Below are 25,277 nucleotides of genomic sequence, written 5' to 3'. Positions count from 1 at the left end.
GTGTAATAAGTTACTAAAACAGGCTTTTGCAATAGCAAAATCAGGATTGATATATGATGATGCTTATAAAAGTACTTTAGCGAAAAATTAATAGATTTTTACTTGTTTTTTACCACAGTACTTTGTTAGCCACTGGCTTTTTCATTTATTTGTTCGAAAATGTCGGATAAGAAATAGTCTTTGTCTTTTGGGACTATTCCAAATTCCGATTCAATTTTTTCTAAAGTTTGTTCATCCGCTAAATCAAAATCGTGTAAAGAGCTCAAGTCAGATATAAAACAGTCGTAAAAATTAATTCCTATTATTTTGTCAAAAAATTCGACTGCAATATGTTCGTTTTTTTCAATTCGGTCACTTTCTGTATATTCTATTGGAACATTCGCTCCAGGTCTTGGAACATCTGTGTTATTTTTCTTAAAATCTGCAAGGTGTCTTTTTAGGTTTTCAACAGCTTCATTTTCCGTTTCTCCGTGAGCGACTAAACTCCACCAATTCGTAAATTTTGCTCCATATTCCAAGTCATTTTGTTCCGCATTCGGATTTTTCCACGTTTCTAATGGATAATCATTAAAATTCCATTCCGATTTTAGAAATGATTTCAGGTATTTTATTTTGGCTTTCAGTTGGTTCATTCTGCTTGTGGCTAACGCTGCGGCTAAGTGTAGTGTGGGATTGAAAATTGTGAAGTTTTCAATCAGCACGAAACGAGCCAAAGCAGCGAATTTGTGGTTTAAATTTAATAAACAAAACCGTCAAATCGGTGATTTGGCGGTGGGAGAGGTAGAATCTTTGATTTATGACTAAAACCCGCATTACATTTAGCCTTTGTTGTGTTTAGTTTTTATTTTCTCATTAATCAGTCTAAAAATTCGAGCTTCAAATTCTTCTATTTCGGGTTTGTTTTTCCACCACCAAAAACTTTCATTTACCGTTTTCCAATTCCCAAGTGTTAATCCATTATTTATTCCAACAAAAGCAAACGTTGTCGAATTTTCATTTTTTGGTCTTGTCCAAGTATGAATTATTTGATTTTTGTTTTCGTAGTAGAAATATATAGAATACCAATATCCATTTTCATCTTTTCGACCGTCTAAAAGTGAAAAATTTCCGCTATTTGGTGTTTTTACTTTTTTGGACAATGATAGCTCTGGATTTTCGAGTTTTATTTGATTAATGATTTGAATTAGAGAGTCTTCTGGCAAATTAATTTCATAAGTCTCCGCTCTTGGATAGCTGCCTGGTGCTAAAATCCATCCGCCTAAGTAAAACAAGAAGATTATACTCGAAATTGAGAAGATCCAAATTAATATTTTGATAGACTTGCGGTTCATTTTTTAAATTAAACACAACAATTGTATAAACACACTAGTGTGTTTATCTATATTATGTTTATACCTCTAAAATAGTTAAAATTCTTAAAAACTGATCTGGTTTTATGGTTATTTGTGTATTGGGCTGGTAGTAAATAAAAACTGAATAGAATATTCTGCAAGACACGAGTACGAAGTGCGAACTGTACGTTAGTAAATTTTTAGTAAGTAGGCTCTCACTAGCAAAATCAGGATTGATATATGATGATGCTTATAAAAGTACTTTAGCCAAAAATTAATAGATTTTTACTTGTTTTTTACCACAGTACTTTGTTACCCAACGTTTTTTATTCCGATTTTATATTTTTCCGCTGTTTGTTTATCAAATATAATTGTCAAATGGTCTTGCATTCCAATTGCTCCATTTTCTTTAATTTCAAGTGCTGAAATCCATATTTCTTTTCCATTCTCAAATTCAATTCGCACGCCTTGTGGATAATAATTCCGTTTTTTATCATTAATTAAATTCCAAAATGACCAAAAACTCTCAATTCCGTTTATTTTTTTTCCAATTAATTCCGTCCAGTTTTGATTTTCCTTTACGTTATGTTTTTTAACTCCATTTTCAGCACTAAATTCAGTTAGAATATTTCCTTTTCTGAACTTAACATCATATTGAGTAAATTCATTTCCCCAAACAAAATAATAAGAATTTTTATCCGACGAAATTATTTCAATTCCGTAATCTAATGAGTGAAATTCAGTTTCATTCCACAATGGTTTTCCATAATCAATTCCGTAATAATTCACATCAGAAATTGTCTTTCCAATTAATTCCTTAATCGGCTTTTCGTAATCGTTAATTTCTATTTCGAGTGGTTTTTTCAAATGTTGGGTAACGGTTTGGCTATGATTAGTACGGAAGTTAATAAGCGATTAACTTCTGATTAAGCACTTAGCCAAAACTTTTTATTTTGTTTTAATTTTTCATTTTTAAAGCCAAATCAAAAAGATTTGGCGGACTTTATAAAAATACACTAACTTTTGGATTAAACACCAAACCCCGTATTGATTATAGCCCTTGTTGTAAACTGTGCTTTTTCATTTCTTTATTCTATTCACTTTGACGTAAAACCAAGGAACAGATTCAGCGTTCATTGGGTCATTCATAAATTCCTTTATTTCATTCCAATTCTCAATTTTTTCAAAAAGTCCAAATTCGTTTATTTTAAGTCCGAACTTATCTTTTAAATCATTTGCCAAGTCGTTGCAATGAAAAGAATGGAAGTCTCCGCTTATTTCAATTCCGATTATGTCGTAACCTAAAAACTCGTCTTTTCCTAAATCGAGTTCTTTGTTTTTAAGTTTGCTATAAATTCCAATTTCTCCGCTATTCGATTCAGTCGGTTTTGTCATTTCCAACGCTTCGCTCAAATCAGATTCGGGAAAGCTGATACTTAATATTTCAAATTCAGAATCATTGGGAAAGAACTTTTCTTTGTATTCAGTCAATGTTTTTATGTCCGAAAACGTATTTATCCAACCAAGTTTTTCTTCGTCCAATTTTTTGTCTGCCCAAACTTGTATTTCCTCAACATTTTTATCAGTCAGATTAAAAGTTTGTTTAGTTTCTTTTAATTCTTTCTTTTCAGTTGTTGCCCAAGAAATTGACCAAGAGTCAAAAAAAGATTCGTTTATACAACGACTACAAGTATAGATTTCTAAACCTTTAATCGTTCCATATTCGACAGGTTTTAGTTTAATCAGATAATATGCTCCAATGTAGTATTTCACTCGGTTTTCGGCATTGTTTACAACAATTGTATAAACACACTAGTGTGTTTATCTATATTATGTTTATACCTCTAAAATAGTTAAAATTCTTAAAAACTGATCTGGTTTTATGGTTATTTGTGTATTGGGCTGGTAGTAAATAAAAACTGAATAGAATATTCTGCAAGACACGAGCACAAAGTGCGAACTGTACGTTAGTAAATTTTTGTAAGTAGGCGAAAACTAGCAAAATCAGGATTGATATATGATGATGCTTATAAAAGTACTTTAGCGAAAAATTAATAGGTTTTTACTTGTTTTTTACCACAGTACTTTGTTGGCAACAGTTTTTTTCGTAACTAATAATATTTTAGTTTCCGTATATTTTTTAAAATTCAGATTCCGAAATAATTCTTTAGATTATTTCTGTGCTTATATTTAATTCTGTCTGTTTGATTTTGGTCAGTATAATTTAAAAAAAGTTCTATTTTGTCCGCCTATTTTATGAAATTCCGCTTTTGTTCGATTCTAATTACGAACAGTTTTGAAATTTCCGAAAATTAAAGAAGTAATTAAAAGTCCGATTCCAATTCCGATAAAAGAACCCTTCGCAAAATCAGGTAATTCAAAAAAATGAGATACAATTTGTGAAGTTGCAATTACAAGCATTCCAATTGATAATAAAATTAATGCTCTTCTTTTAGTTATTTTTTTCATTTGATTTTAGATTTTAAATTATTGGTATCTCAATTAAAGTATTTGTTACATTAAGCTCTTAGTTTCTCAACGTTTTGGCTAAGTGTCTAGTCCTGAAATATGGCTACAGGTTAAAAATTGATTTACGCTGATAATTTATATACCATATTAGGTGTTTTATAGTCTAAAGATACATGTAATCTTATTTCGTTGTATAAATTAATTGCATTTTTTGTAAGTAGGCTCTCATTAGCAAAATCAGGATTGATATATGATGATGCTTATAAAAGTACTTTAGCCAAAAATTAGTTAGTTTTTACTTGTTTTTTACCACAGTACTTTGTTGTAAAACGTATTTTTTTTCTTTTTTGTCAAATATTAATATTTCCGATTTAGTACTTTCACTTTTAACAATCTCTTTGTCACATTCTGAATCAAAAGTATAATTTTTAATATTTGTCTTAATTGTTATGTCATTTAATTTATTTTCAAATTTATCATTCATAATTAAAATACTCTTTGAAGTTTCAAAAGATGCATTTTCACAAGTTCCATTATTTTCTCCAGTAGTATTTTCTAGTTCAAAATTGTTCAAAACCTCAATTATTTCGTTGCCTTTTGGGTAATATAAATTAATTATTTCACTGTCATAAGGATTTACTCTTGAACTTCCACTATAAGAATATCTTAATCCAAAAGCTCGAATGTTTTTATTCAAATAATAAGGAGCAGTATCGATTTTTAGTGAACTTAAATAAACGGCATCTGAAGTCCATTCGGCTTTTTTAGTGTAATTTGCTTCAAATGATTTTGATTTTTTATTCCAAATCAGAATATTATTGTCAATATCGTAACAATAGTCGCATTCATTATATCTGTTCGTTATAATAGGTAGGACAATAATAGTTTTTTCTTTCGGGAAAGTCTTTAAAGTTACTTTTTCTATTAATAAATCTTTTTCGTTAACTTTTAAAAACTCTATAGATTTACCAATCAATTCCTTATCAGTCAATTCTTGTCCGAAAGTAAATAATGAAAACATAAATAAAGTTATAAATATTGTTTGTTTCATTGGTCTTGGAATATGTTTTACAACGGTTAGTATATGAAAAAGTAGCGGATTTTAAGCACTAACTTTTCGGATTATAATAGACCTCTAATTTATTAATTTTCTTTTGTTTAAGCACTTAAACCGCTATTTTTCATATACGTTGTTACCCACAGTATTTATGTGAAAATCTTGTTCATATATATGTTTGATATTATTAGAATTCCCATAAGTATTATAAGTAAAAGCATAATAAAGATAGAATCCTTATGTTTGATATGCGCGGTTAAAGCCGTTATTAAAAATAAACCAACACCGGCATAAGTCCATTCTTTTAGTTGCAAAGAAGCAAAAGGTACTAGTAATATTATTGCAGCTAACAATTTTAAAATAGCCAATTCTATCCTGAAAAAATCAGGAAAACCTAAAGCTTTAATCCCTTGAATTGTGCTTTTACTGAATACATAACTATAAGAACTTAAGAAAAGGAAAGCTGATATAATTACTGTTGAAGACCAATAAATAGCTTTCATACTATAAAAAACTATCAGTAATTTGTTTCACCAATTTAGTGCCATCTGGGTCAGCTTTTGTTTTTAGCTCACAAAAATCTTCTGCCCATTTTGAAGTTCTGATTCTTAAAGGTGGATTTTCGTTTTGAGCGATACCAAAAGTAACTTCTGCTACTTCTAAACCTGTTTGATAAACTTGCTCTTTGCCCTCATTTGCTCTTTTTTGATTTCCTGCCATATATCTTTCAAATATTGGTAAGTATTCACCAGTTGCAAATTGTCCTTCAGTCGCAGATTTTTCAATAGCAGAAGTCATAAATTCTGTAGCTATTCCACCTGGTTCAACACAAGTAATCTTAATATTAAAGGCATCAGTAACATAGGCTGCAAGACCTTCCATAAAACCTTCTACTGCAAACTTAGCACCACAGTATAATTCGTTAAAAGGTTGTCCTACTAAACCACCTACTGAGGTAATACTAATGATCTGACCAGATTTTTGTTTTCTCATATAAGGCAGTACGGCTTGTGTGCAAAATACAACTCCGTGATAATTTACGTCAGTAACCCATCTAATTTCTTCCTCAGAAGCTTGCTCTGTTGTTTTCGCAAAACCAGCACCTGCGTTGTTCACTAAAATATCTATTTTTCCATCTTTTTCTATAATAGTTTTTACGGCTGATTCTATTGAATCTATTTTAGTTACATCTAAAGGGAGTATTTCTATATTCAGATTTTCTTCCTGAATTTTCTGTTTAAGTTTTTCCGATTTTTCAAGATTTCGCATTGTAGCGTAAACTTTGTAGTTGTTTTTGGCGAATAGAATAGCACTTTCAAATCCTACGCCTGTTGATGTTCCTGTGATTAATACATTTTTCGTCATAATTGTTATTTTATGGAACGAACGTTCATTCCAAGTTATTGATAAATTTTTTTTATTCTTTGATGGCGTCCCAAACCATTGTTACTTGATTTTTAAGGGAAGCTTGTTTTTTCTCTGTTTGTGTTTGATTAAAATACCATCTTAAATAGGATAAAATAGCTCCACCTATGAACATTAAGATTTCTTCAATGTCAATGTTTTTGATAATGCGTTGTTGTTTTCCCAACATTAAAAGTTCAAAAACAGGAGTAATAGATTTCCGACCTTCTTCTTTGCTATTTTCCGTTATAATAGGAGATGCTTGTAGTTGCTCCATAAATCGGAAATAGTTAGGATTGTTAATGAAGAAAGTAACAGCAATAGTAAAATAGCTTTCAAATTGAGTTTTGATTGGCTTATCCGATTCAAAATTCTCAAAGAGCAATTTTTCCTGTTTTTTTATATCTGTGTAAATTTCATTAATTAAGGCTTCTTTGTTTGGGAAATAGTTATAAATAGTTCCCATTCCAGTTTTTGCCGCTTTGCCAATAGCAGACATTGGAGTATTATGAACTCCTTTTTCTACAAGTAGTTGGAGTGCAGATGCTAATATGGTTTGTTTTTTATTCACGTTGCAAATATATAACAATTGGAATGATTGTTCCAAATTATTATGATTTTTTTTGTGGAACTGGTAGTGATTTTATATTGTGGGTAACGAGTTTGTGTAAGAATAGTAGCGAATTAATAAGTACTTACTTTACGGATAACAATATACTTAATTAAACAATAATAGCGGTTTGATTATACACCCAAACCGCTATTATTTTTATACATTATTAGCAACTGGCTATTTCAATGTTTTCTTCATGAATTCTCTCATTTTGTTAATAATTTTATCACCATCTTCTTCCAAGGCAAAGTGGCCTGTGTCATAAATATTATAATCTATGTCTTTCACATCTTTTTTAAAGGCTTCTGCTCCACTTTCAGGAAAAAACTCATCGTTTTTTCCCCAAACAATTAATAAAGGTGGTTGGTTATCTCTTAAGTATTGTTGCCATTTTGGATATAATTTTAAATTGTTTTGATAATCATAAAACAAATCAATATTTACGGCATGAGCATTGGGTCTAGATAATCTTAAGTAATCTAAATGCCAAGTATCCGGATTTACATTTTCTGGGTTTCTAGTTCCATGTGTGTATTGCCATTCTAAACCTTCTAAAGAGAAAGCTGGTAATAGTGCATTTTCTGTTTTTTCATTCCTATCAGCCCAAAAAGCTCTAATGTCTTTCCAAGCTTCTCCAAGTCCTTCTTCATAGGCATTACCATTTTGATTAATTATTGCGGTAACTCTTTCAGGATGTGCGGTGGCAATTCTAAAACCAATTGGTGCGCCATAATCCTGAATCATTAATGCATAGCGTTTGATTTCTTTTAATTCTAAAAACGAATTTATGGTTTTGGCAATATTGTCAAACGTGTATTCATAATCATTAGCGGAAGGAAAATCACTATTTCCAAAACCAGGATAATCTGGTGCTATTAGGTGATATTCATTAGAAAGTTGATTTAAGACTTTTCTATATTGGTGTGAAGATGAAGGAAAACCATGCAGCAAAACAAGCGTAGGATTTTTACTGTCTCCTGCCTCTCTATAAGCTATGTTTACACCGTTAATACTTTTAGTTTTGTAATGTATTGGATTCATTGTTTTTTTAATTTGTATTGTTAATGTTTCTTTGTTTTTTTTGGTACTTGATTTTTCTTGACAAGAAACTATTAGTGTCAAGATTAATAGATATGCTAAGTTTAATTTTTTCATTGTGTTGTATATTTAAAGTTTTCGTTCAGATTCTTTTATTTCTAAATCATTAATACTTGCAAATCTTTTTTGCATTAATCCGTTTTCATCAAACTCCCAATTTTCATTGCCATAGGCTCGATACCATTGTCCTTCTTTGTTTTGATATTCATATTCGAATCTTACAGCCATGCGATTATTTCTAAAGCCCCAAAGTTCTTTTTTTAGTTTATAGTTACGTTCATTAAGCCATTTGTTTTTTAAAAATTCCTGAACTTCCTTACGACCATTGATAAAACTGGTTCGGTTTCTCCATTCGGTATCTTCGGTATATGCCATAGATACAGTTATAGGGTCTTGACTATTCCATGCATCTTCTGCCATTTGAACTTTTTGTTTTGCCGTTTCTTCGTTGAAAGGCGGTATTGGATATTTTTTCATAATTAAAATTTTAGTTACCGAACATTCGGTATAATATGTAAGTAAATTTTTTTATTCGTTTAAATAGTTGTACTCAATATTTTGAAGCGTTTTTTCGAAAATTGAAATATCTCCTAATCCTTTAGTGACAATTAGACTGCCTTGTATATCAATTAATACCTGCAATGCTTTTTGTTCAGCTTCTTTAGGACTTAGGTTTAATGCGATTCCAATTTCTTTAAAAGCAGAAAGCCAGTCAGTCATTCCTTTATTAATTTGTTTCTCGAACAACTCAATACCTCCTTGCATTGAAAGCGCTCGGAAAATACAGGTTTCATTTCCGCCATCGTATAAAGTACTTATTTCATTTAATGCATTTTTTAATCTAATTTTTGGCTCAAAATCAGTATTTGAAAGAGATTGAAAAATATTTTCATTAACCCATTGATCTAAATGATTCAATACTGCGTCAGCCATTTCCTGTTTTCCGTTTGGAAATCTATGATATAGGCTAGCTTTTTTTAAACCTGTTGCTTCTGATAACTCTTTTAAGCTAGCACCTTCATATCCTTTGGCACGAAAAACCTTAGTTAATCCTTTTAATATTTCAATGTCTAATACTTTTTGTGGTCTCATAGTGCAAATATAGCTAAAATTATTTAATTACCAAACGTTTGGTAAAATACTTGAGGGTTTGCTTTATATTGTCTAGTCCTGAAATATGGCTACAGGTTAAAAATTGATTTACGCTGTTTTTAAATATACCATATTAGGTGTTTTATAGTCTAAAGATACATGTAATCTTATTTCGTTGTACAGATTAATTGCATTTTTTGTAGCTTTTTTTAGCGTGTTGTAGGCTATCAAAACTCTGGAATGGCTAATCAGAACTTTGTGGTGGTTTGCTTCGTTTGTATTGTTGCGGATTGGCTTGCGAGACATGAACACGAAGTGCGAACTGTACTTTAGTAAATTTTTGTAAGTAGGCTCTCATTAGCAAAATCAGGATTGATATATGATGATGCTTATAAAAGTACTTTAGCGAAAAATTAATAGATTTTTACTTGTTTTTTACCACAGTACTTTGTTGCCAGTAGTTTTTTTTGTTCTAAAATATATTTAATCAATTCAGCTCCAAAGTCCAATAGTTTTATTGAAGGTGCTCTTTCATCTATTGCGAATCCGCCTCCACCTATATAATCGTGAAAATCTCCACTAATCCTTATCAGAGAAACATTTTCCAAATCTCTTACACACTTACGAAAATAGTATTTATCTATTTTAGGATTGTTTTTTAAATAATGTTCTAGCAGACTTTCATAACCTTTTATACTTCCTGCGATATAATTTTCATTCAGAGAAATATAACTCAATATAATAAAGTGAGTAGGTGTAAGTTCGTCTATTATTCTTAAAAAAGAGTGTTTTTTGTCAAATTCTAGTTGATTGTCAAAATAATTTCCAATTGAATTTTGAAGATAATATAGTTTTTCAGTTTGATGAGTTTTAAAAGCTATTTGGCTAGCTTCTATTAAAAAGGTTACAAATTCATCATTTTCCTTTAAATTTTCAATCTTAAATGATTCAGATGTTTGTTCGAGATACTTAAGTTTATCAACAACAGCTTGCATCCATTCTTCTCTCCTTTTTGTAATTGGTTGAGAAAGTATTAGTCCAAATGTTTCAGAAGCAACACCACCAGCAAAAGGAATAGCTCCAAATGCTCCTTTAACTATAGAATGAGCTTTGTCTTTTGATGATTCTTTCGGTACTTCTAAATCACTCATATCGCTTTTTTTTTTAATTACTGCCAACGGTCTCCTTTAAGGTCAACCCGTGAAAATTCCTACAAAATCTCATTACCAAAACAAAAAATTGAAACACATAAAACAGCAACACAAAACTGTGTCTATAAATTTGTGTTGCTTAAAACAAATGAAACAAAACCGTAAAAAAAGTTATTTACCGATACAGAAGTTAGCAAAAATATTACCTAGCAAGTCATCATTAGTAATCTCTCCTGTAATCTCACCAAAGTGATACAACGCTTGGCGTATATCAATAGCCATTAAATCACCAGACAATCCAGTCTCTAAACCATACTTCACTTTCTGTATTTCTTCAAAGGCTTTTAAGAGCGCATCATAATGACGTGTATTAGTAACAATAGTCTCATTATTACGTAAAGCACCTGTATTAATCAACTCCAAAAGTAAATCTGTTAATTGCTCTACACCAAAACCTGTTTTTGCCGAAAGTAAAATTACGCCTTCAATATGTTGCTCTAGTTCTGCCAATTGGTTATCAGTAAGTTTATCAACCTTATTAGCAATAATAAGTAGTGGTTTTTGAGGGTATTTGTTCTTAATTTTTTCTATTTCAATCTGAATAGTATTTAAGTTTGAAATCCCCTTTTCACTATCAAAAAGATATACCGTTACTTGAGATTGTTCTATTTTCTCAAAGGTTTTTTTAATACCAATACTCTCCACAACATCACTCGTTTCTCTTATACCAGCAGTATCTATAAACCTAAACCCTATGCCTCCTATAGAAATCTCATCCTCAATAGTATCTCTTGTTGTACCTGCAATATCTGAAACTATGGCGCGTTCCTCATTCAAAAGTGCATTTAACAATGTAGATTTACCAACATTAGGCTCTCCTACAATAGCAACAGGAATACCATTCTTAATAACATTACCCACAGCAAAAGAATCTATGAGTCGTTTCAACACAAAAGTAATTCTAACAACCAGCTCCTTAAACTGGGTTCTATCTGCAAACTCTACATCCTCTTCAGCAAAATCCAGCTCCAATTCAATCAACGAAGCAAAGTTTAAAAGCTCCGCTCGTAGTTTGGCTATTTCAGATGAAAAACCACCGCGCATTTGCTGCATAGCTATTTGATGAGACGCTTCATTATCACTAGCTATCAAGTCGGCAACTGCTTCAGCTTGACTCAAATCTAACTTTCCATTAAGAAAAGCTCGTAACGTAAACTCACCAGCATTAGCCATTCTACAACCTTGCCTTAAAAACAACTGAATAATCTCTTGCTGAATATATGTAGAACCATGGCATGAAATCTCTATAACATGTTCGCCTGTATAAGAGTTTGGGTTCTTAAAAACAGATACCAAAACCTCATCAACAACTCGATCACCATCAACAATATGACCCAAATGTATTGTATGCGTTGACTGGTTTTCTAGTACTTTACCACTTACAGATTTAAAACACTTTGACGCAATTGTTATAGCATCATTACCTGAAAGCCTAATAACAGCAATAGCTCCTGCTCCAGAAGCCGTTGCTAAAGCAATAATTGTATCGTTTTCATTCATACTGCAAAAGTACTAAAATGAATGTACAAAAGGCTATTAGAATTTATTAGGGTAATCTTAACAAACAAAATTCAAGAGAACTTATATATTTGCAGAAACTTAAAAACATTAAAATTCATGCTTCGCAAATTTTTAGCAGTATCAATCATTATCTTAACCTTTTCTTGTAACAAAGAAAAAACAACAGGTTTTGTTATAAACGGAACCATAAACGCATCAGCAAATGGTAAAAAAGTAACACTTATCAAAGCTGATATGAAAAACCAAGAGCTACTTGACTCTACAACCGTTACAAACGGAAAGCTTGTATTAGATGGTCTAGTTGAAACGCCTGATATTTATGTATTATCTATAGAAGGTGTAAATGGTAAAATGCCTATTGTTGTTGAAAACACTGAAATGACTATTAGTTTTGATACTGATACACTATTAAACTCTCAAATTACTGGAAGTAAAGAAAATGATGTACTTAAAGAGTTTTTAGAACTTTCTAAACCTTTACAAAAGAAAAATATGTCGTTAGCTGGTGAATTTAGAGCTGCGCAATCTGAAGGTGATACCGTAAAAATGAAAGAACTTCGTGAAACATTCAACACGCTTCTTGAAGAAACTAATGAGAAAAACATTGCTTTAATAGAAAAACACAACGATAAAGTTACTAGTGCTGCATTCCTAGACAACCTATTAACAACAAAAGCTATTGAAACAAAAAAGGCTCAAGAAATATACAACAGCTATACTGATGATGTAAAAAACAGCAGACTTGGTAAAAGCATAAATGAAAAGATTGAAGTAGCTATTGTTACTGCAGAAGGAAGTATAGCTCCAAATTTTAGCGCTAAAAACCCTGAAGGTAAAACAATAGCACTAAACGATATAAAAGGAAAAGCTACTATTATTGATTTTTGGGCTGCTTGGTGTGGACCTTGTAGAAAAGAAAACCCAAACGTTGTAAAAGTATATAACAAATACCACGACAAAGGTCTAGAAATAATAAGTGTATCTCTTGATGGTACACCAAGACAAAAAGATGCTAAAGCTGCTTGGATTGAGGCTATTGAAAAAGATAACTTAACTTGGCATCATGTATCAAACCTACAGTATTTTAATGACCCTATTGCAAAACAGTACAACATACAAGCTATTCCTGCTACATTTATATTAGATGCTGAAGGAAAAATAGTTGCAAAAAACTTACGCGGTCAAGAATTAGAAGATAAAATAGCTGAAATGCTTAATTAATTCTTACTTAAAATCTTTATAAAAAAAGCCTTTCAATGATTTGAAAGGCTTTTTAATTTTTAAAGCTTTCCTAGTTTTTTTAAAACAAATAATAATACAATTGGCAGTGCTAATATTACAATCATTAGCAAATGGGTTTCAAACAACCAACTAGCAAGTAATAAAGTAATAATATAACCACCTATAGCACCTCCAAAATGTGCATCATGCCCTATATTGCCTATTCGGTTTTTCATACCATAAATAGAATACAACAAATACCCAACTCCAAATATATAAGCAGGTATAGGAATTGGAATAAAAAACAAATACAAACTCATATCAGGCTGTAACAAAATAGCAGAATAAATAATACCTGTTACAGCGCCACTTGCTCCTACAGCACTGTAATAATATTCGTTTTTATGAAAATACAAAGACAATAAATTACCAAGCAATAAACTACCTACATAAATAATGATAAAATATAAAGCGCCCAGAAAACCAATAACAACATCAGCAAACACATACAGCGTAAACATATTAAAAAACAAGTGAGCTGTATCTACATGCAAAAAGCCCGAACTAAACATTCTAAACTGCTCGCCCTTAACAATAGACCCTACGTTAAATTTATACTTCTCAAAAAAACCAAAATCATTAAATCCTTTAAATGAAATTATTACATTGGCTGCAATAATCACAATAGTTACCAAACTTAAATTGCCCATAAATTGTAATCGTTATAATTTAAATATACGTTATATTTGCACTTGCAAATCTAAAATTAATTCATGCAATTTCTTGCTTATATTCTAATTTATCCATTTTTGTGGTTAATCTCTATCCTACCTTTTAGATTACTATATGCTTTTTCTGATGTTATTTATATACTCATTTATCATATCGTAGGATATCGAAAAAAAACTGTAAAAGAAAATTTAAAACTTGCTTTTCCTGATAAATCAGAACAAGAAATAAAACAAATCACTAAAAAGTTTTATCACCACTTATGTGATATGATTTTTGAGTCTATAAAATCATTAACCATTTCTGAAAAGGAAATGAAAAAACGCTTTGTTATATCAAATTTAGAAGCTGTTTATAAACTTGAAAAAGACCAAAAAAGTATTGTTTTAATGTGTGGTCATTATGCAAGTTGGGAATGGATTTTTGTTCTTCAAACATTTATAAGTCATAAAGGCTATGCCATTTATAAAAGATTAGCCAATAAATATTTTGATGCTTTAGTAAAACGTATTAGAGCAAAATATAACAGCTATTTAATTACAACAAAAGAATCTATACCAACACTTATTGAAGCAAAAAAAAGAGGCGAACTTACCATGAATGGATTTGCTTCTGACCAATCACCCAAAGCCGAAAAAGCTTTTTACTGGAGAGATTTTATGGGTATTACAGTTCCTGTTCATACTGGTGCTGAAATGCTAGCCAAAAGACTTGACATGGCAGTTGTTTATCTAGGTGTAGAAAAGGTAAAACGTGGGTATTACCACGCAACACTAGAAACAATTACTGACAACGCTTTAGCTTACAAAGACTACGAAATAACTGATGTGTTTTTTGAAATGCTAGAAAAGCAAATATATAACGCTCCAGAATATTATTTATGGACACATAAACGCTTCAAACACAGAGATAAAGTACCTGCAGAATACAAAAAATAAGACGTTAATCCTTATTTAACTCCCGAAACACTATTTATTTCTTCTATTATTTTATCTGCTAAAGTATCAGCATTTTCTTGAGTTGACGCTTCTGTATACACTCTAATAATTGGCTCGGTATTACTCTTTCTTAAATGCACCCAACTATCTGACAAGTCAATTTTAACACCATCTATTGTAGTTACTTTTTCATGGCTGTATTTAGCTTCCATTGTTTTTAAAATGGCATCAACATCTAAACCTGGTGTTAAAGCTATTTTCTTTTTACTCATAAAGTAATTTGGATAAGAAGCTCTTAACGTACTTACATTCATTTTTTTCTCGGCTAATAAGCTCAAAAATAAAGCAACACCTACAAGTGCATCACGACCATAATGTAATTCAGGATAAATAATACCTCCATTACCTTCACCGCCTATAACTGCGTTATTCTTTTTCATAAGTTCAACCACATTTACTTCTCCTACAGCACTAGCTTCATAGTTTCCGCCATGATGTTCAGTAATATCTCGTAATGCTCTTGTTGAACTCATATTACTCACTGTATTGCCCGGCGTTTTACTCAACACATAATCGGCACAAGCAACAAGCGTATATTCTTCTCCAAACATATCGCCATTCTCATCCATAAAGGCAAGTCTATCAACATCCGGATCTACAACAATACCAAAATCAGCATGCTCTTTAACAACTGCTTGAGACAAGTCAGTTAAATGCTCTTTTAAAGGTTCAGGGTTATGCGGAAAATGACCATTTGGCTCACAGTAAAGCTTAACTGCTTCTACACCTAATCGCTCTAACAATAAAGGAATAGCGATTCCTCCTGTTGAGTTTACGCCATCTACTACAACTTTAAAGTTAGCTTTTTCTATGGCATCTACATTTACTAAATCTAATGCTAAAACTTCATCAATATGTATATCTATATAAGCATCATTTTTAGTGATGTTACCCAAACTGTCTACATCTGCAAAGAGTAAATCTGTACTTTCAGCTAATTTTAAAATTTTCGCACCTTCTTCTCCATTCAAAAATTCACCTTTAGCATTAAGTAGCTTCAAGGCATTCCATTCTTTAGGGTTATGACTTGCTGTAAGAATAATACCTCCATCAGCATGTTCCATAGGCACTGCAACTTCTACCGTTGGTGTTGTAGACAAGCCTAAATCTACCACATGAATTCCCATACCAACCAATGTATTCATCACTAAATTTTGAATCATTTCTCCAGAAATTCTAGCATCACGACCTACAACAACCTTATAGTCTGATTTGTTTCGTTGCTTTTTTATCCAAGCTCCATAAGCCGACGCAAATTTTACAGCATCTATAGGTGTTAAGTTTTCGCTTACTTCACCGCCTATTGTTCCTCTAATTCCTGAAATTGATTTTATAAGTGTCATGTAGTTATTTTGATATTTAAAACAAATATACACGTTCTGTAAGATTTCTTAAATACTAATTTGTAAATTCGAGGAATGAATTTTTTAGCACATATCTATCTTTCTGGCAACAACGATTTTGTTACTATTGGAAATTTTATAGCAGATGGCATTAGAGGAAAGCAATATCAAAAGTTTCCTAAAGACATTCAAATAGGTATCTTACTGCATCGTGAAATAGACACATTTACAGATGCACACCCTACAGTAAGGCAAAGCACCAAAAGGCTACATGAAAAATATAGTCATTATAGCGGCGTTATTGTAGATATACTGTATGATCATTTTTTAGCAAAAAACTGGAACGCATACTGCAATGTCCCTTTAGAGCGTTATGTTGATAATTTTTACAAGCTCTTAGAAGATAATTTTGAAATATTACCTGTAAGAACTCAAAAAATGCTTCCGTTTATGATAACAGATAATTGGCTGGTAAGTTATGCTGAGATTGATGGTATTCAGCGTGTTTTAGAAGGTATGAATAGACGTACTAAAAATAAATCTAAAATGAATTTAGCAACAACTGAATTGAAACAGTTTTACACAGAATTTGAATCTGAATTCACTTCATTTTTTAAAGAATTAGAAGCTTTCTCTAAAAAAAAGAAGCATGAAATCATCAATACTTTTTAAACAAAATCTATGCAAAGACTCATCTTTCTATTTATATTAATCTCTTTTGTTTTTTCTTGTAAGGATACTAATAAGCCTAGTATTTCAAAAACCAAAAGCAAACGCGGTTTAGTAACGCAAAATGCCATGATAGTTTCTGCAAGAGAAGAAGCTTCAAGCATAGGAACTGAAATTTTAAAAAAAGGAGGGAATGCTTTTGATGCCATGATGGCTACCGAAATGGCTCTGGCTGTTACCTATCCGTATGCTGGAAACCTTGGTGGTGGCGGTTTTATGGTTTACAGGTTAGCCAATGGTAAAACTGGTGCGTTAGACTTTAGAGAAAAAGCGCCTTTGTCTGCTTCAAAAAACATGTACCTTGATGAAGAAGAGAATGTTATTGAACATAAAAGCACTGTTGGTGCCTATGCAGTAGGAGTACCAGGAACTATAGCTGGTATATTTAAAGCGCATAAAATGTTTGGAAAACTTCCTGTAAAAGACGTATTACAACCTGTTATAAATTTAGCTGAAAACGGTTTTGTTGTTACAAAAAAACAAGCTGAGCGCTTTAAAAAATATGATAGCATTTTTAAGGCTGTAAACAAAAAAGACATCTTATTTACTAAACCTTATAAAGCAGGTGACACATTAAAAAACATTCAATTAGCCAAAACATTATCTAGAATTTCAAAACACGGTAAATCAGAATTTTACACTGGCAAAACAGCTAAAATACTAGTAAATTTTATATCAGAAAAAGAAGGGATAATTACTCTTGAAGATTTGGCTAAATATGAAGCAAAATGGCGAGATCCTGTTATTTTTAACTATAAGGATTTACGCGTTATATCTATGTCTCCACCATCAAGTGGCGGTTTATGTTTAGCCCAAATCATGAAGCAAATAGAACCATTTGATTTACAATCTTACGGTCATAACTCCTTAAAAGCAATTCAAGTTATGGTTGAAGCTGAACGACGTACTTATGCTGATAGAAGTTACTTTTTAGGTGATCCTGATTTTGTAAAAATTCCTACAGAAACGTTACTGAGTGATGTTTACACTCAAGATAGAATGAAAGATTTTTCATTTCAGCAAGCAACACCTTCAGATTCTATTGCTCATGGTGACATTTTGGGCTACGAATCTACAGAAACCACGCACTACTCTATTGTTGACCAATTTGGGAATGCTGTAGCAGTTACAACAACCTTAAATAGTGGTTTTGGCTCAAAACTATATGTAGACGAATTAGGCTTTTTTCTTAATAATGAAATGGACGATTTTAGCAGTAAACCAGGTGTACCAAATGTTTACGGATTGATAGGTGCAGAAGCTAATAGCATTGCTCCTGAAAAACGTATGTTAAGCGCTATGACTCCTACTGTTGTAGAGAAAGATGGTTTACTATACATGGTAGTTGGTACACCAGGCGGATCAACAATTATAACATCGGTATTACAAACTATTTTAAATGTAGAAGAGTTTGGTCTTACTATGCAAGAAGCTGTAAATGCGCCTCGTTTTCATCATCAATGGTTGCCTGACGAAATCATTATGGAACCAAAACAATTTAGTGAATCATTAAAAAAACAACTTATTAAGAAAGGTTATAAAATTAATGAAACCAAAACGCCGGTTATAGGTAAGGTTGATGCTATTCTTGTTTTAAACAACGGCTTTCTTGAAGCTGGTGCTGATTACAGAGGCGATGATGCTGCTAGCGGGTTTTAGTAAATCAATGAAATTTAGCTTTTTAGGTAGGTTTTTATAAAAAATCACTTACTTTTATCTTCAAACTTGTTTTATATGAAAATCACAAAATTGCTACGAATTATTTCAGGAATTGTTATTTTTTTAACCTTACCTACTCTGCTTTTTTTCGGTTTCATATATTTTAGTTACAATGAGGATCTTCCTGAAGGAAAAAAAGGTAACCAAGCTGATGAGCTCGCTCTAAAAATGCTTGATGCTTTAGATTATGACGCTTATAAAAAAACCAATTACATTGAGTGGGTTTATAAAAACAAAAGACAGTTTAACTGGAATAAACTTGAAAATATTTGTACCATTTCATGGAAAGAATTTAAAGTAGAATTAAACCTTAACGACACAGCTTCTAGCAAGGTTTACGTTCATAAGTTTAAAGTAAATGGCGATAAGGCCAACCAACTTATTAAAGAAGCTTATTCTTATTTTAAAAAAGATTCATTTTGGGTAATTGGTCCGTATCAAGTTTTTGATAATGGTGTAGAACGCTACAAGGCTAAATTAGAAAACAAACAAGATGTTTTACTAGTAACATACCCTAAAAACAATGATGACTCACAGAATTCTTATGCTTGGATTCTAGATAAAAATTACAAACCCATTGCTTGTAAAATGTGGACCAACGAGCTACCTATTGGAGGTCTTGAAATGTCTTGGAGAGATTGGACTACAACTCAAAGTGGTGCACAGTTACCAACCTATCATGAGATGATTTTTACTGGAATAAAAATAAACAACATTAAAGGGACTATTAGTGAATTCTAATATGGTTTATTAATAAAAAATCCCTTCTCATTTCTGAAAAGGGATAAGCAAATAACGTTATTTTTGATTCAAAACCTTCCTAACAATAACTTATAACCATAAACAAGTTTAATTCTGAATCTCTACTTGGTTATCTACTATTTCTTTTACAGGAACAATTAAAGTTCCGTTTTCTGTTTTTAACGTAATTGATATTTCGTTTACTTCTACTATTTCTCCTTTAACGTCTTTAAACGAAATAACTTGTCCTAACATAAACACACGTCTTGTGTAATATGCTTTTAACAAACTATCTACCACATCTTTTGCTCCTAATCCTAACGCTAAAGCAAGCGCTAACAACAAAGCGCCTAATATAAGCGTAATATTATTCGTTATTATTTCAGTATTAATACCTGCTTGATTAAGAGCTGTTACAGCAATAAATACAAATAAAATTAAAAAAACCAGATTACTTATTATGCGTCCACCTGATAATTCTAGTTCTTTAAAAAATGAATATAAGGTATTTTTCACAAAACTAGCAATGTAGAGACCAATTAATAGCAGTATTAAGGCACTAAATAGTTGTGGTAAATAATGTAGTAAATTACTTATTTCTGCTGATATGATAGTTAACTCTAAAACTTGAGTTGCAAGAATTAAAAAAACTAAAAACAAGCCCCATTTTACAAATCCTGCAATAATATTTATAATGTTGAATGTTATTTTTTTGTCTCCAAAAAAGTTAACACCATTTAATTTATCATCTAGTTTATCAGCTTTTACAACCTTTAGAGCTTTCTTAATTATTTTTACTATAATTTTTGATAGCAACCAGCCTAGTAAAAGAATGGTAAAAGCACCTAATAACTTTGGCACTATACTTACTATTTCATGCCATATAGATTCAAATGAGCCTAGCATCATATCTTTCCATTCTGTAATTTTACTCATAATTTTGTTTTATTTTCTATTAATTAGTTCCTCTTCTTTTTTTTAAAGTTCTTTCAAAGATATCTCCAATATTCACTGAAAACAACCTAGACATGTCTATCAAAAACTTGGCAAAAGCTATATCTTTCATCACCTTTCCTTTTAATTCTGAAGGCGCTGTTTTAAGAGGCTTTTCTAATTCTTTAAACGGGTTTTCCATGGTATTAAAGATTTGAATATACTTCGATTAATTTTTCTTTAGCTCGCTTTAAGCGCATTTTTACGGCACTACTTCCTACATCAAGAATGGTTTCTAACTCTTTTATAGTTACACTATCTTGATATTTAAGAAGAAGAATCATCTTGTCTTTTGGAGGGATTCTTTCAAGGGCTATTCGTAGTTTATCAACCTTAAGTTGATAAATATTAAAATCTTCTTCCTCTGGATTGTCTTGTATCTCGGTTGTTTCTACTGCATTTTTTTCTATTTTTTTTGCTGTATCTCTTGTTACATAATTTACACAGTGATTATATGTAAATGCATAAAGCCATGTTGAAAACTTTGATTTCTCTTTAAAAGAAACCAACTTAATAAAAAGCTTTAAAAATACATCTTGAGTTAAATCTTTTGCTTCATCTTCATCTTTTGCAAAGCTGAAACATTTATTATACACTAAATCAGCATATCGGTCATATAAAACTTCAAAAAGATCTGCGTCATTATTAAGAACGATCTTCTTCACTAATGTCTCGTCAAATAAATCTTTTGAAACTTTTTTAGCTTTCAAAAATTTTTTAATGATGTTGGTTTTATATTTAGACACAGCTACCGAGAAGAAGTCACTTTTTTAAATACATTTTTTTTAAAAAAGTCTGATTGATTTAATAATCGTGCAAAAGTACGCGATATTTATTGTTATTAAAGCCTGAATGACTTGACTTTATGACAATATTAACTATTAACCAACACTCTTATTGTTTTAGCAAAAAAAAGGCGAACCAAAAGGTTCGCCTATAATATTTATTAAATGGATTACTTAAACATGTAACGCTCTATCATCAGTAGCAGCTAAAGCAGCTTCTTTGATAGCTTCAGTAAATGTAGGATGTGCATGAGACATACGAGATACATCTTCAGCACTTGCTCTATACTCCATAGCTACAACGGCTTCAGCAATCATATCGGCAGCTCGAGCACCAACCATGTGTACTCCTAAAATTTCATCGGTAGTTTTATCTGCTAAAACTTTTACAAATCCATCAAGATCCATACTTGCTCTACTACGCCCTAAAGCACGCATTGGAAATTGTCCTACCTTATACTCTACTCCAGCTTCTTTAAGTTGCGCTTCGGTTTTACCAACAGCTGCAACTTCTGGCCAAGTGTAAACAACACCAGGAATTAAATTATAATCTATATGTGGTTTTTGTCCTGCTAATGTTTCAGCAACAAATACGCCTTCTTCTTCAGCTTTATGCGCTAACATTGCGCCTTTAATAACATCTCCTATTGCATAAATGTTTGAAGCACTTGTTTGTAAATGGTCATTTACTTCAACTTGACCTCTGTCATTTATTTTTACTCCAGCAGCTTCAGCATTTAAACCATCAGTATAAGGACGACGACCTACTGATACTAAACAGTAATCGCCTTTAAATTCTACTTCTTCACCTTTTTTGTTATCAGCTTTAACGATAACATCATCTCCAACGCGTTCTACCGATTTTACTTTATGAGAGGCATTGATTTTAAATTTTTGCTTCTTTAAAACTTTATTCAACTCCTTAGAAACACCTGCATCCATTGTTGGTAAAATTCTATCTGCATACTCCACAACAGAAACCTCAGCACCTAAACGCTTGTATACTTGACCTAACTCAAGACCAATAACTCCACCACCAATTACAATTAAATGTTTAGGAACTTCTTTAAGTTTTAACGCTTCAGTAGAAGTGATTACACGTTCTTTATCAATATTGATAAATGGTAAGCTAGATGGTTTAGAACCTGTTGCTATTATGGTGTTTTTAGCTTCAATCTCTTCTTCTTTTTCTCCTTTGATAAGGATATGAGTAGCATCTTTAAAGCTTCCTAAACCTTCATATACATCAATCTTATTCTTCTTCATTAAGAAATCAATTCCACCTGTAGTTTGATCTACTACAGATTGCTTACGAGCAATCATTTTTTCTAAGTTTACCTTAACCTCTCCAGAAATATCAATTCCATGCTCTTCAAAATGCTTAATAGCATCTTCATAATGGTGAGACGAGTCTAAAAGAGCTTTACTTGGTATACAACCAACGTTAAGGCAAGTTCCTCCTAAAGTTGAATATTTTTCAATGATTGCAGTTTTCATTCCTAGTTGAGCGCAACGGATAGCTGCAACATATCCTCCAGGACCAGAGCCTATAACGGCTACATCGTATGAATTCATAAGATTGTTTTTTGTCAGATTTTATTTAAAACTATTACAAAAATACAACATTGTATTTTTATTTACGAATGTGAGTTCACTAATTTTAAAGCTATAATTTACTTGAGTATTACGATTTGTAAATCTCTAAAAACTCATTTCGCTTTAAGAAGGAAAACCTAGCATAGTTCCCATGCCTACTGTAAACAACCAAGACCCATAAATAGCATGCTCAATGGAAACCAAAAGTGTTGATTTTGTTTTGGTATAGGTTAGCGCAAACAAGAGTCCGCCAAGAAAGGTTAAAACAAGCACCAAAGTACTTTTAAACATGATGTGTGCTAATGAAAACACTACTGCATTTAAAACTATTGCAAAAGAGGTGCTTTGAAACAATACTGCATATCTTTCAAAAAAAAGCGTTCTATAAGTAAGTTCTTGAGGATATACCGAAAACACACTGTAAACAAACAAAATAGTCAACCATAGTAAGGGCTTGTTTAACAATACTTCAAATAAACGAGCATTATCAGTAAACCAAACGAAAAGCGTGGTTAATACAGCTATAATGGCTAGTTTTATAACAGTTTCTCTCCAAAACTGTTTCCAATTTAAACCTTTAGCTACTTTAAATTGTTTCTGTTCAACTTTAAGTAATAGATATATGACATACAAGAATCCTACAAACCCAACACCCAACTTAATAAATGGTGAATAATCCAACGCAAAACTTATTGGTATTAGAATGAAAATAATGAAAAACTCTATGAGTTTATAAGTGTTAGATTTCATAACTAAACGCGTATTGCTGTTGTGTGTTTTACTTCGTTAATTACAAACATACTATGTGTACTACCAATATGATTTATAGAGGTTAATTTATTAACCATAAACTCTCTAAAGGCTTCCATATCGCTTACTATCACTTTTAAAAGGTAATCATAATCACCACTAATATGAAAACACTCTACAACTTCTTCTAAATTAGTAACATCTTTTTCAAATTTAACCACATACTCATGTGAATGCTGAATAAGTTTAATATGACAAAACACTATAAATGATTTATCAATCTTTTCTTTTTTTATTAATGCTACATATTTATTTATAACACCTTCGCGTTCTAACTTTTTGATACGCTCGTAAACAGCAGTTACCGATAAATTCAGTTTTAAGGACAACTCTTTATTGGTTTGTTTACTATCCTGCTGAAGCAAATGCAGGAGCTTTTTATCTATATCATCAAAAATCATATTGAAAATTTTTCTTTAAACTAACGTATTAGCAGATTTTTTACCTAAAATATTTTTATAAAAATAACAAATAACAGATTAATAATCTAAAATCATACACATATATTGATAATATATCTATTTATTTAGATTTTTGATGTATTAATTAAACACACATATACTATGTCATTTAAACCCGCAAATAACATACAAGACTTACAATATTTTGGTGAGTTTGGAGGCGTTAACCCTTCTATTTCAGATTCATCTACATACACCTTTTTATCAGCTAAAACCATGTTTGATACGTTTGAAGGTAATGCAGATGGTTGCTACCTGTATTCTCGTCACTCATCACCTTCTAACCTTTATTTAGGAGAAGCGCTTGCTGCTATGGAAGGTACTGAAACTGCTAATGTAACTGCATCAGGAATGGGAGCCATTACACCTGTAATTTTACAACTTTGTGGTGCTGGAGATCATGTGGTATCTAGCAGAACTATTTATGGTGGTACTTATGCGTTTCTTAAAAATTTCACACCAAAACTTAATATTAGCACCTCGTTTGTTGATATTACTAAACTAGATGTTGTTGAAGCTGCAATTACCGAAAACACTAAAGTTTTATATTGCGAATCAGTTAGTAATCCTTTATTAGAAGTTGCCGACATAAAAGGTCTCGCTGCTATAGCAAAAAAACATAATTTAAAACTTGTAGTAGACAATACGTTTTCGCCATTATCAATATCACCTGTTAAATTAGGTGCTGATATTGTAATACACAGTTTAACAAAATTTATTAATGGCTCTAGCGATACTGTTGGTGGTGTTGTATGCGGAACTCAAGAGTTTATTGACGCCTTAAGAAACGTTAATGATGGTGCTTGTATGCTATTAGGAAGCACAATGGATAGTTTACGCGCTGCTTCTGTTTTAAAAAACTTAAGAACACTACACATAAGAATGCAACAACATAGCCATAACGCTACATATTTAGCTCAAAAATTTGAAGCAGATGGTTTAAAAACGGTATATCCAGGATTAGAATCGCATCCTTCACATGACTTATTTAAAAGCATGATGAATGAAAAATATGGTTTTGGAGGTATGCTTACCATAGATGTTGGCTCACTTGATAAGGCCAATGCACTTATGGAACTAATGCAAGAAAAAAACCTTGGGTATCTTGCGGTAAGTTTAGGGTTTTATAAAACATTATTCTCTGCTCCAGGTTCTTCAACATCTTCTGAAATACCAGAAGATGAGCAAAAAGAAATGGGATTAAGCGATGGTCTTATTCGTTTTTCTATAGGGCTAGATGCTGATATTGAACGTACATACACTATGATGCATGAGTGCATGAAAGAGCTACATATTTTATAATGATGAAATACAAACAAAAAAAGCGTACTAATTATTAGTACGCTTTTTTTATTC

At 31.5% G+C, this 25,277-nt stretch carries 28 protein-coding genes; 6 read left to right on the top strand and 22 right to left on the bottom strand.

Translation table 11 applies throughout. The annotated features are described in order from the left end of the window. Positions 1–125 precede the first annotated feature (125 nt). The 14 genes from ABD690_RS10475 to mnmE all read right to left on the bottom strand — a co-directional run bounded on the left by ABD690_RS10475 (position 126) and on the right by mnmE (position 11,775). On the bottom strand, positions 126–632 hold the full coding sequence (locus ABD690_RS10475) for a hypothetical protein (protein ID WP_344730263.1): 507 nt from the start codon (positions 630–632) through the stop codon (positions 126–128). Positions 633–818: 186 nt separating this feature from the next. Then, positions 819–1,271 carry a hypothetical protein gene (locus ABD690_RS10470; RefSeq protein ID WP_344730260.1) on the bottom strand — a complete coding sequence of 151 codons (453 nt, stop codon included), beginning with the start codon at positions 1,269–1,271 and terminating at the stop codon, positions 819–821. Between the two features lie 372 nt (positions 1,272–1,643). After that, on the bottom strand, positions 1,644–2,198 hold the full coding sequence (locus ABD690_RS10465; RefSeq protein WP_344730257.1) for a hypothetical protein: 555 nt from the start codon (positions 2,196–2,198) through the stop codon (positions 1,644–1,646). A 213-nt stretch (positions 2,199–2,411) separates the two neighbouring features. Continuing rightward, positions 2,412–3,104 (bottom strand): hypothetical protein, encoded by a 693-nt coding sequence (locus ABD690_RS10460; RefSeq protein ID WP_344730255.1) that lies wholly within the window; start codon positions 3,102–3,104, stop codon positions 2,412–2,414. A 507-nt stretch (positions 3,105–3,611) separates the two neighbouring features. After that, positions 3,612–3,800, bottom strand: a complete 189-nt coding sequence (locus tag ABD690_RS10455; RefSeq protein WP_344730252.1) for a hypothetical protein — start codon at positions 3,798–3,800, stop codon at positions 3,612–3,614. Between the two features lie 295 nt (positions 3,801–4,095). Next, complete coding sequence (locus tag ABD690_RS10450; RefSeq protein WP_344730250.1) at positions 4,096–4,851, bottom strand: PA3715 family protein; 756 nt, start codon at positions 4,849–4,851, stop codon at positions 4,096–4,098. A 155-nt stretch (positions 4,852–5,006) separates the two neighbouring features. Further along, positions 5,007–5,360 (bottom strand): DoxX family protein, encoded by a 354-nt coding sequence (locus tag ABD690_RS10445; protein WP_344730248.1) that lies wholly within the window; start codon positions 5,358–5,360, stop codon positions 5,007–5,009. A gap of 1 nt (position 5,361) precedes the next feature. Further along, positions 5,362–6,222: an SDR family oxidoreductase gene (locus tag ABD690_RS10440; protein WP_344730244.1), complete on the bottom strand. Its 861-nt coding sequence runs from the start codon at positions 6,220–6,222 to the stop codon at positions 5,362–5,364. A gap of 52 nt (positions 6,223–6,274) precedes the next feature. Then, a complete protein-coding gene (locus ABD690_RS10435; protein ID WP_344730242.1) occupies positions 6,275–6,868 on the bottom strand; it encodes a TetR/AcrR family transcriptional regulator in 594 nt (197 codons plus the stop codon). A gap of 183 nt (positions 6,869–7,051) precedes the next feature. Continuing rightward, on the bottom strand, positions 7,052–8,029 hold the full coding sequence (locus tag ABD690_RS10430; RefSeq protein ID WP_344730238.1) for an alpha/beta fold hydrolase: 978 nt from the start codon (positions 8,027–8,029) through the stop codon (positions 7,052–7,054). 12 nt (positions 8,030–8,041) lie between these two features. Then, positions 8,042–8,449: a DUF1348 family protein gene (locus ABD690_RS10425; RefSeq protein ID WP_344730234.1), complete on the bottom strand. Its 408-nt coding sequence runs from the start codon at positions 8,447–8,449 to the stop codon at positions 8,042–8,044. Positions 8,450–8,500: 51 nt separating this feature from the next. Further along, positions 8,501–9,064, bottom strand: coding sequence for a TetR/AcrR family transcriptional regulator (locus ABD690_RS10420; protein ID WP_344730229.1), 564 nt, complete (start codon positions 9,062–9,064; stop codon positions 8,501–8,503). A gap of 413 nt (positions 9,065–9,477) precedes the next feature. Further along, positions 9,478–10,215, bottom strand: coding sequence for a hypothetical protein (locus tag ABD690_RS10415; protein ID WP_344730227.1), 738 nt, complete (start codon positions 10,213–10,215; stop codon positions 9,478–9,480). A 171-nt stretch (positions 10,216–10,386) separates the two neighbouring features. Beyond that, entirely contained in the window at positions 10,387–11,775 is a 1,389-nt protein-coding gene (mnmE, locus tag ABD690_RS10410) for a tRNA uridine-5-carboxymethylaminomethyl(34) synthesis GTPase MnmE (protein ID WP_344730223.1), read from the bottom strand. 117 nt (positions 11,776–11,892) lie between these two features. On the opposite strand from mnmE, the gene ABD690_RS10405 reads away from it, so the two are divergent. After that, positions 11,893–13,017 carry a redoxin domain-containing protein gene (locus ABD690_RS10405; protein WP_344730221.1) on the top strand — a complete coding sequence of 375 codons (1,125 nt, stop codon included), beginning with the start codon at positions 11,893–11,895 and terminating at the stop codon, positions 13,015–13,017. 59 nt (positions 13,018–13,076) lie between these two features. Here ABD690_RS10405 and ABD690_RS10400 read toward each other — a convergent pair whose 3' ends face one another. Next, a complete protein-coding gene (locus ABD690_RS10400) occupies positions 13,077–13,727 on the bottom strand; it encodes a rhomboid family intramembrane serine protease (RefSeq protein ID WP_344730216.1) in 651 nt (216 codons plus the stop codon). Between the two features lie 63 nt (positions 13,728–13,790). Here ABD690_RS10400 and ABD690_RS10395 point away from each other — a divergent pair, with 63 nt between their 5' ends. Next, positions 13,791–14,684, top strand: coding sequence for a lysophospholipid acyltransferase family protein (locus ABD690_RS10395; protein ID WP_344730214.1), 894 nt, complete (start codon positions 13,791–13,793; stop codon positions 14,682–14,684). Between the two features lie 11 nt (positions 14,685–14,695). On the opposite strand, the gene glmM is transcribed toward ABD690_RS10395, so the two are convergent. Further along, positions 14,696–16,087 carry a phosphoglucosamine mutase gene (glmM, locus tag ABD690_RS10390; protein ID WP_344730210.1) on the bottom strand — a complete coding sequence of 464 codons (1,392 nt, stop codon included), beginning with the start codon at positions 16,085–16,087 and terminating at the stop codon, positions 14,696–14,698. 75 nt (positions 16,088–16,162) lie between these two features. Between glmM and ABD690_RS10385 the strand changes: the two genes are divergently transcribed. The 3 genes from ABD690_RS10385 (at position 16,163) to ABD690_RS10375 (ending at position 19,276) form a co-directional block, all read left to right on the top strand. Next, complete coding sequence (locus tag ABD690_RS10385) at positions 16,163–16,759, top strand: acyl carrier protein phosphodiesterase (protein ID WP_344730207.1); 597 nt, start codon at positions 16,163–16,165, stop codon at positions 16,757–16,759. A 9-nt stretch (positions 16,760–16,768) separates the two neighbouring features. Next, positions 16,769–18,475, top strand: coding sequence for a gamma-glutamyltransferase (gene ggt / locus ABD690_RS10380; protein ID WP_344730203.1), 1,707 nt, complete (start codon positions 16,769–16,771; stop codon positions 18,473–18,475). A 75-nt stretch (positions 18,476–18,550) separates the two neighbouring features. After that, positions 18,551–19,276 carry a hypothetical protein gene (locus ABD690_RS10375; protein WP_344730201.1) on the top strand — a complete coding sequence of 242 codons (726 nt, stop codon included), beginning with the start codon at positions 18,551–18,553 and terminating at the stop codon, positions 19,274–19,276. 108 nt (positions 19,277–19,384) lie between these two features. Here ABD690_RS10375 and ABD690_RS10370 read toward each other — a convergent pair whose 3' ends face one another. The 6 genes from ABD690_RS10370 to ABD690_RS10345 all read right to left on the bottom strand — a co-directional run bounded on the left by ABD690_RS10370 (position 19,385) and on the right by ABD690_RS10345 (position 23,861). Continuing rightward, positions 19,385–20,212, bottom strand: coding sequence for a mechanosensitive ion channel family protein (locus tag ABD690_RS10370; RefSeq protein ID WP_344730197.1), 828 nt, complete (start codon positions 20,210–20,212; stop codon positions 19,385–19,387). A gap of 19 nt (positions 20,213–20,231) precedes the next feature. Beyond that, complete coding sequence (locus tag ABD690_RS10365) at positions 20,232–20,411, bottom strand: hypothetical protein (RefSeq protein WP_344730195.1); 180 nt, start codon at positions 20,409–20,411, stop codon at positions 20,232–20,234. A 4-nt stretch (positions 20,412–20,415) separates the two neighbouring features. Next, the gene (locus ABD690_RS10360; RefSeq protein ID WP_344730191.1) at positions 20,416–20,979 is read right to left on the bottom strand and encodes an RNA polymerase sigma factor; all 564 of its coding nucleotides are present in this window, start codon (positions 20,977–20,979) and stop codon (positions 20,416–20,418) included. 249 nt (positions 20,980–21,228) lie between these two features. Beyond that, positions 21,229–22,629: a dihydrolipoyl dehydrogenase gene (gene lpdA / locus ABD690_RS10355; protein WP_344730188.1), complete on the bottom strand. Its 1,401-nt coding sequence runs from the start codon at positions 22,627–22,629 to the stop codon at positions 21,229–21,231. Between the two features lie 144 nt (positions 22,630–22,773). After that, positions 22,774–23,400: a CPBP family intramembrane glutamic endopeptidase gene (locus tag ABD690_RS10350; protein ID WP_344730185.1), complete on the bottom strand. Its 627-nt coding sequence runs from the start codon at positions 23,398–23,400 to the stop codon at positions 22,774–22,776. Positions 23,401–23,402: 2 nt separating this feature from the next. After that, positions 23,403–23,861 carry an Lrp/AsnC family transcriptional regulator gene (locus tag ABD690_RS10345; protein ID WP_344730182.1) on the bottom strand — a complete coding sequence of 153 codons (459 nt, stop codon included), beginning with the start codon at positions 23,859–23,861 and terminating at the stop codon, positions 23,403–23,405. A gap of 162 nt (positions 23,862–24,023) precedes the next feature. On the opposite strand from ABD690_RS10345, the gene ABD690_RS10340 reads away from it, so the two are divergent. Continuing rightward, positions 24,024–25,223: an aminotransferase class I/II-fold pyridoxal phosphate-dependent enzyme gene (locus ABD690_RS10340; protein WP_344730179.1), complete on the top strand. Its 1,200-nt coding sequence runs from the start codon at positions 24,024–24,026 to the stop codon at positions 25,221–25,223. Positions 25,224–25,277: the final 54 nt, after the last annotated feature.

It is taken from the genome of Corallibacter vietnamensis, from assembly GCF_039537875.1.
In the GTDB taxonomy this organism is placed as follows: domain Bacteria; phylum Bacteroidota; class Bacteroidia; order Flavobacteriales; family Flavobacteriaceae; genus Corallibacter; species Corallibacter vietnamensis.
The sequence above is the reverse complement of the archived record's forward strand: the minus strand, read 5'-3'. Positions and strand labels throughout refer to the sequence as shown.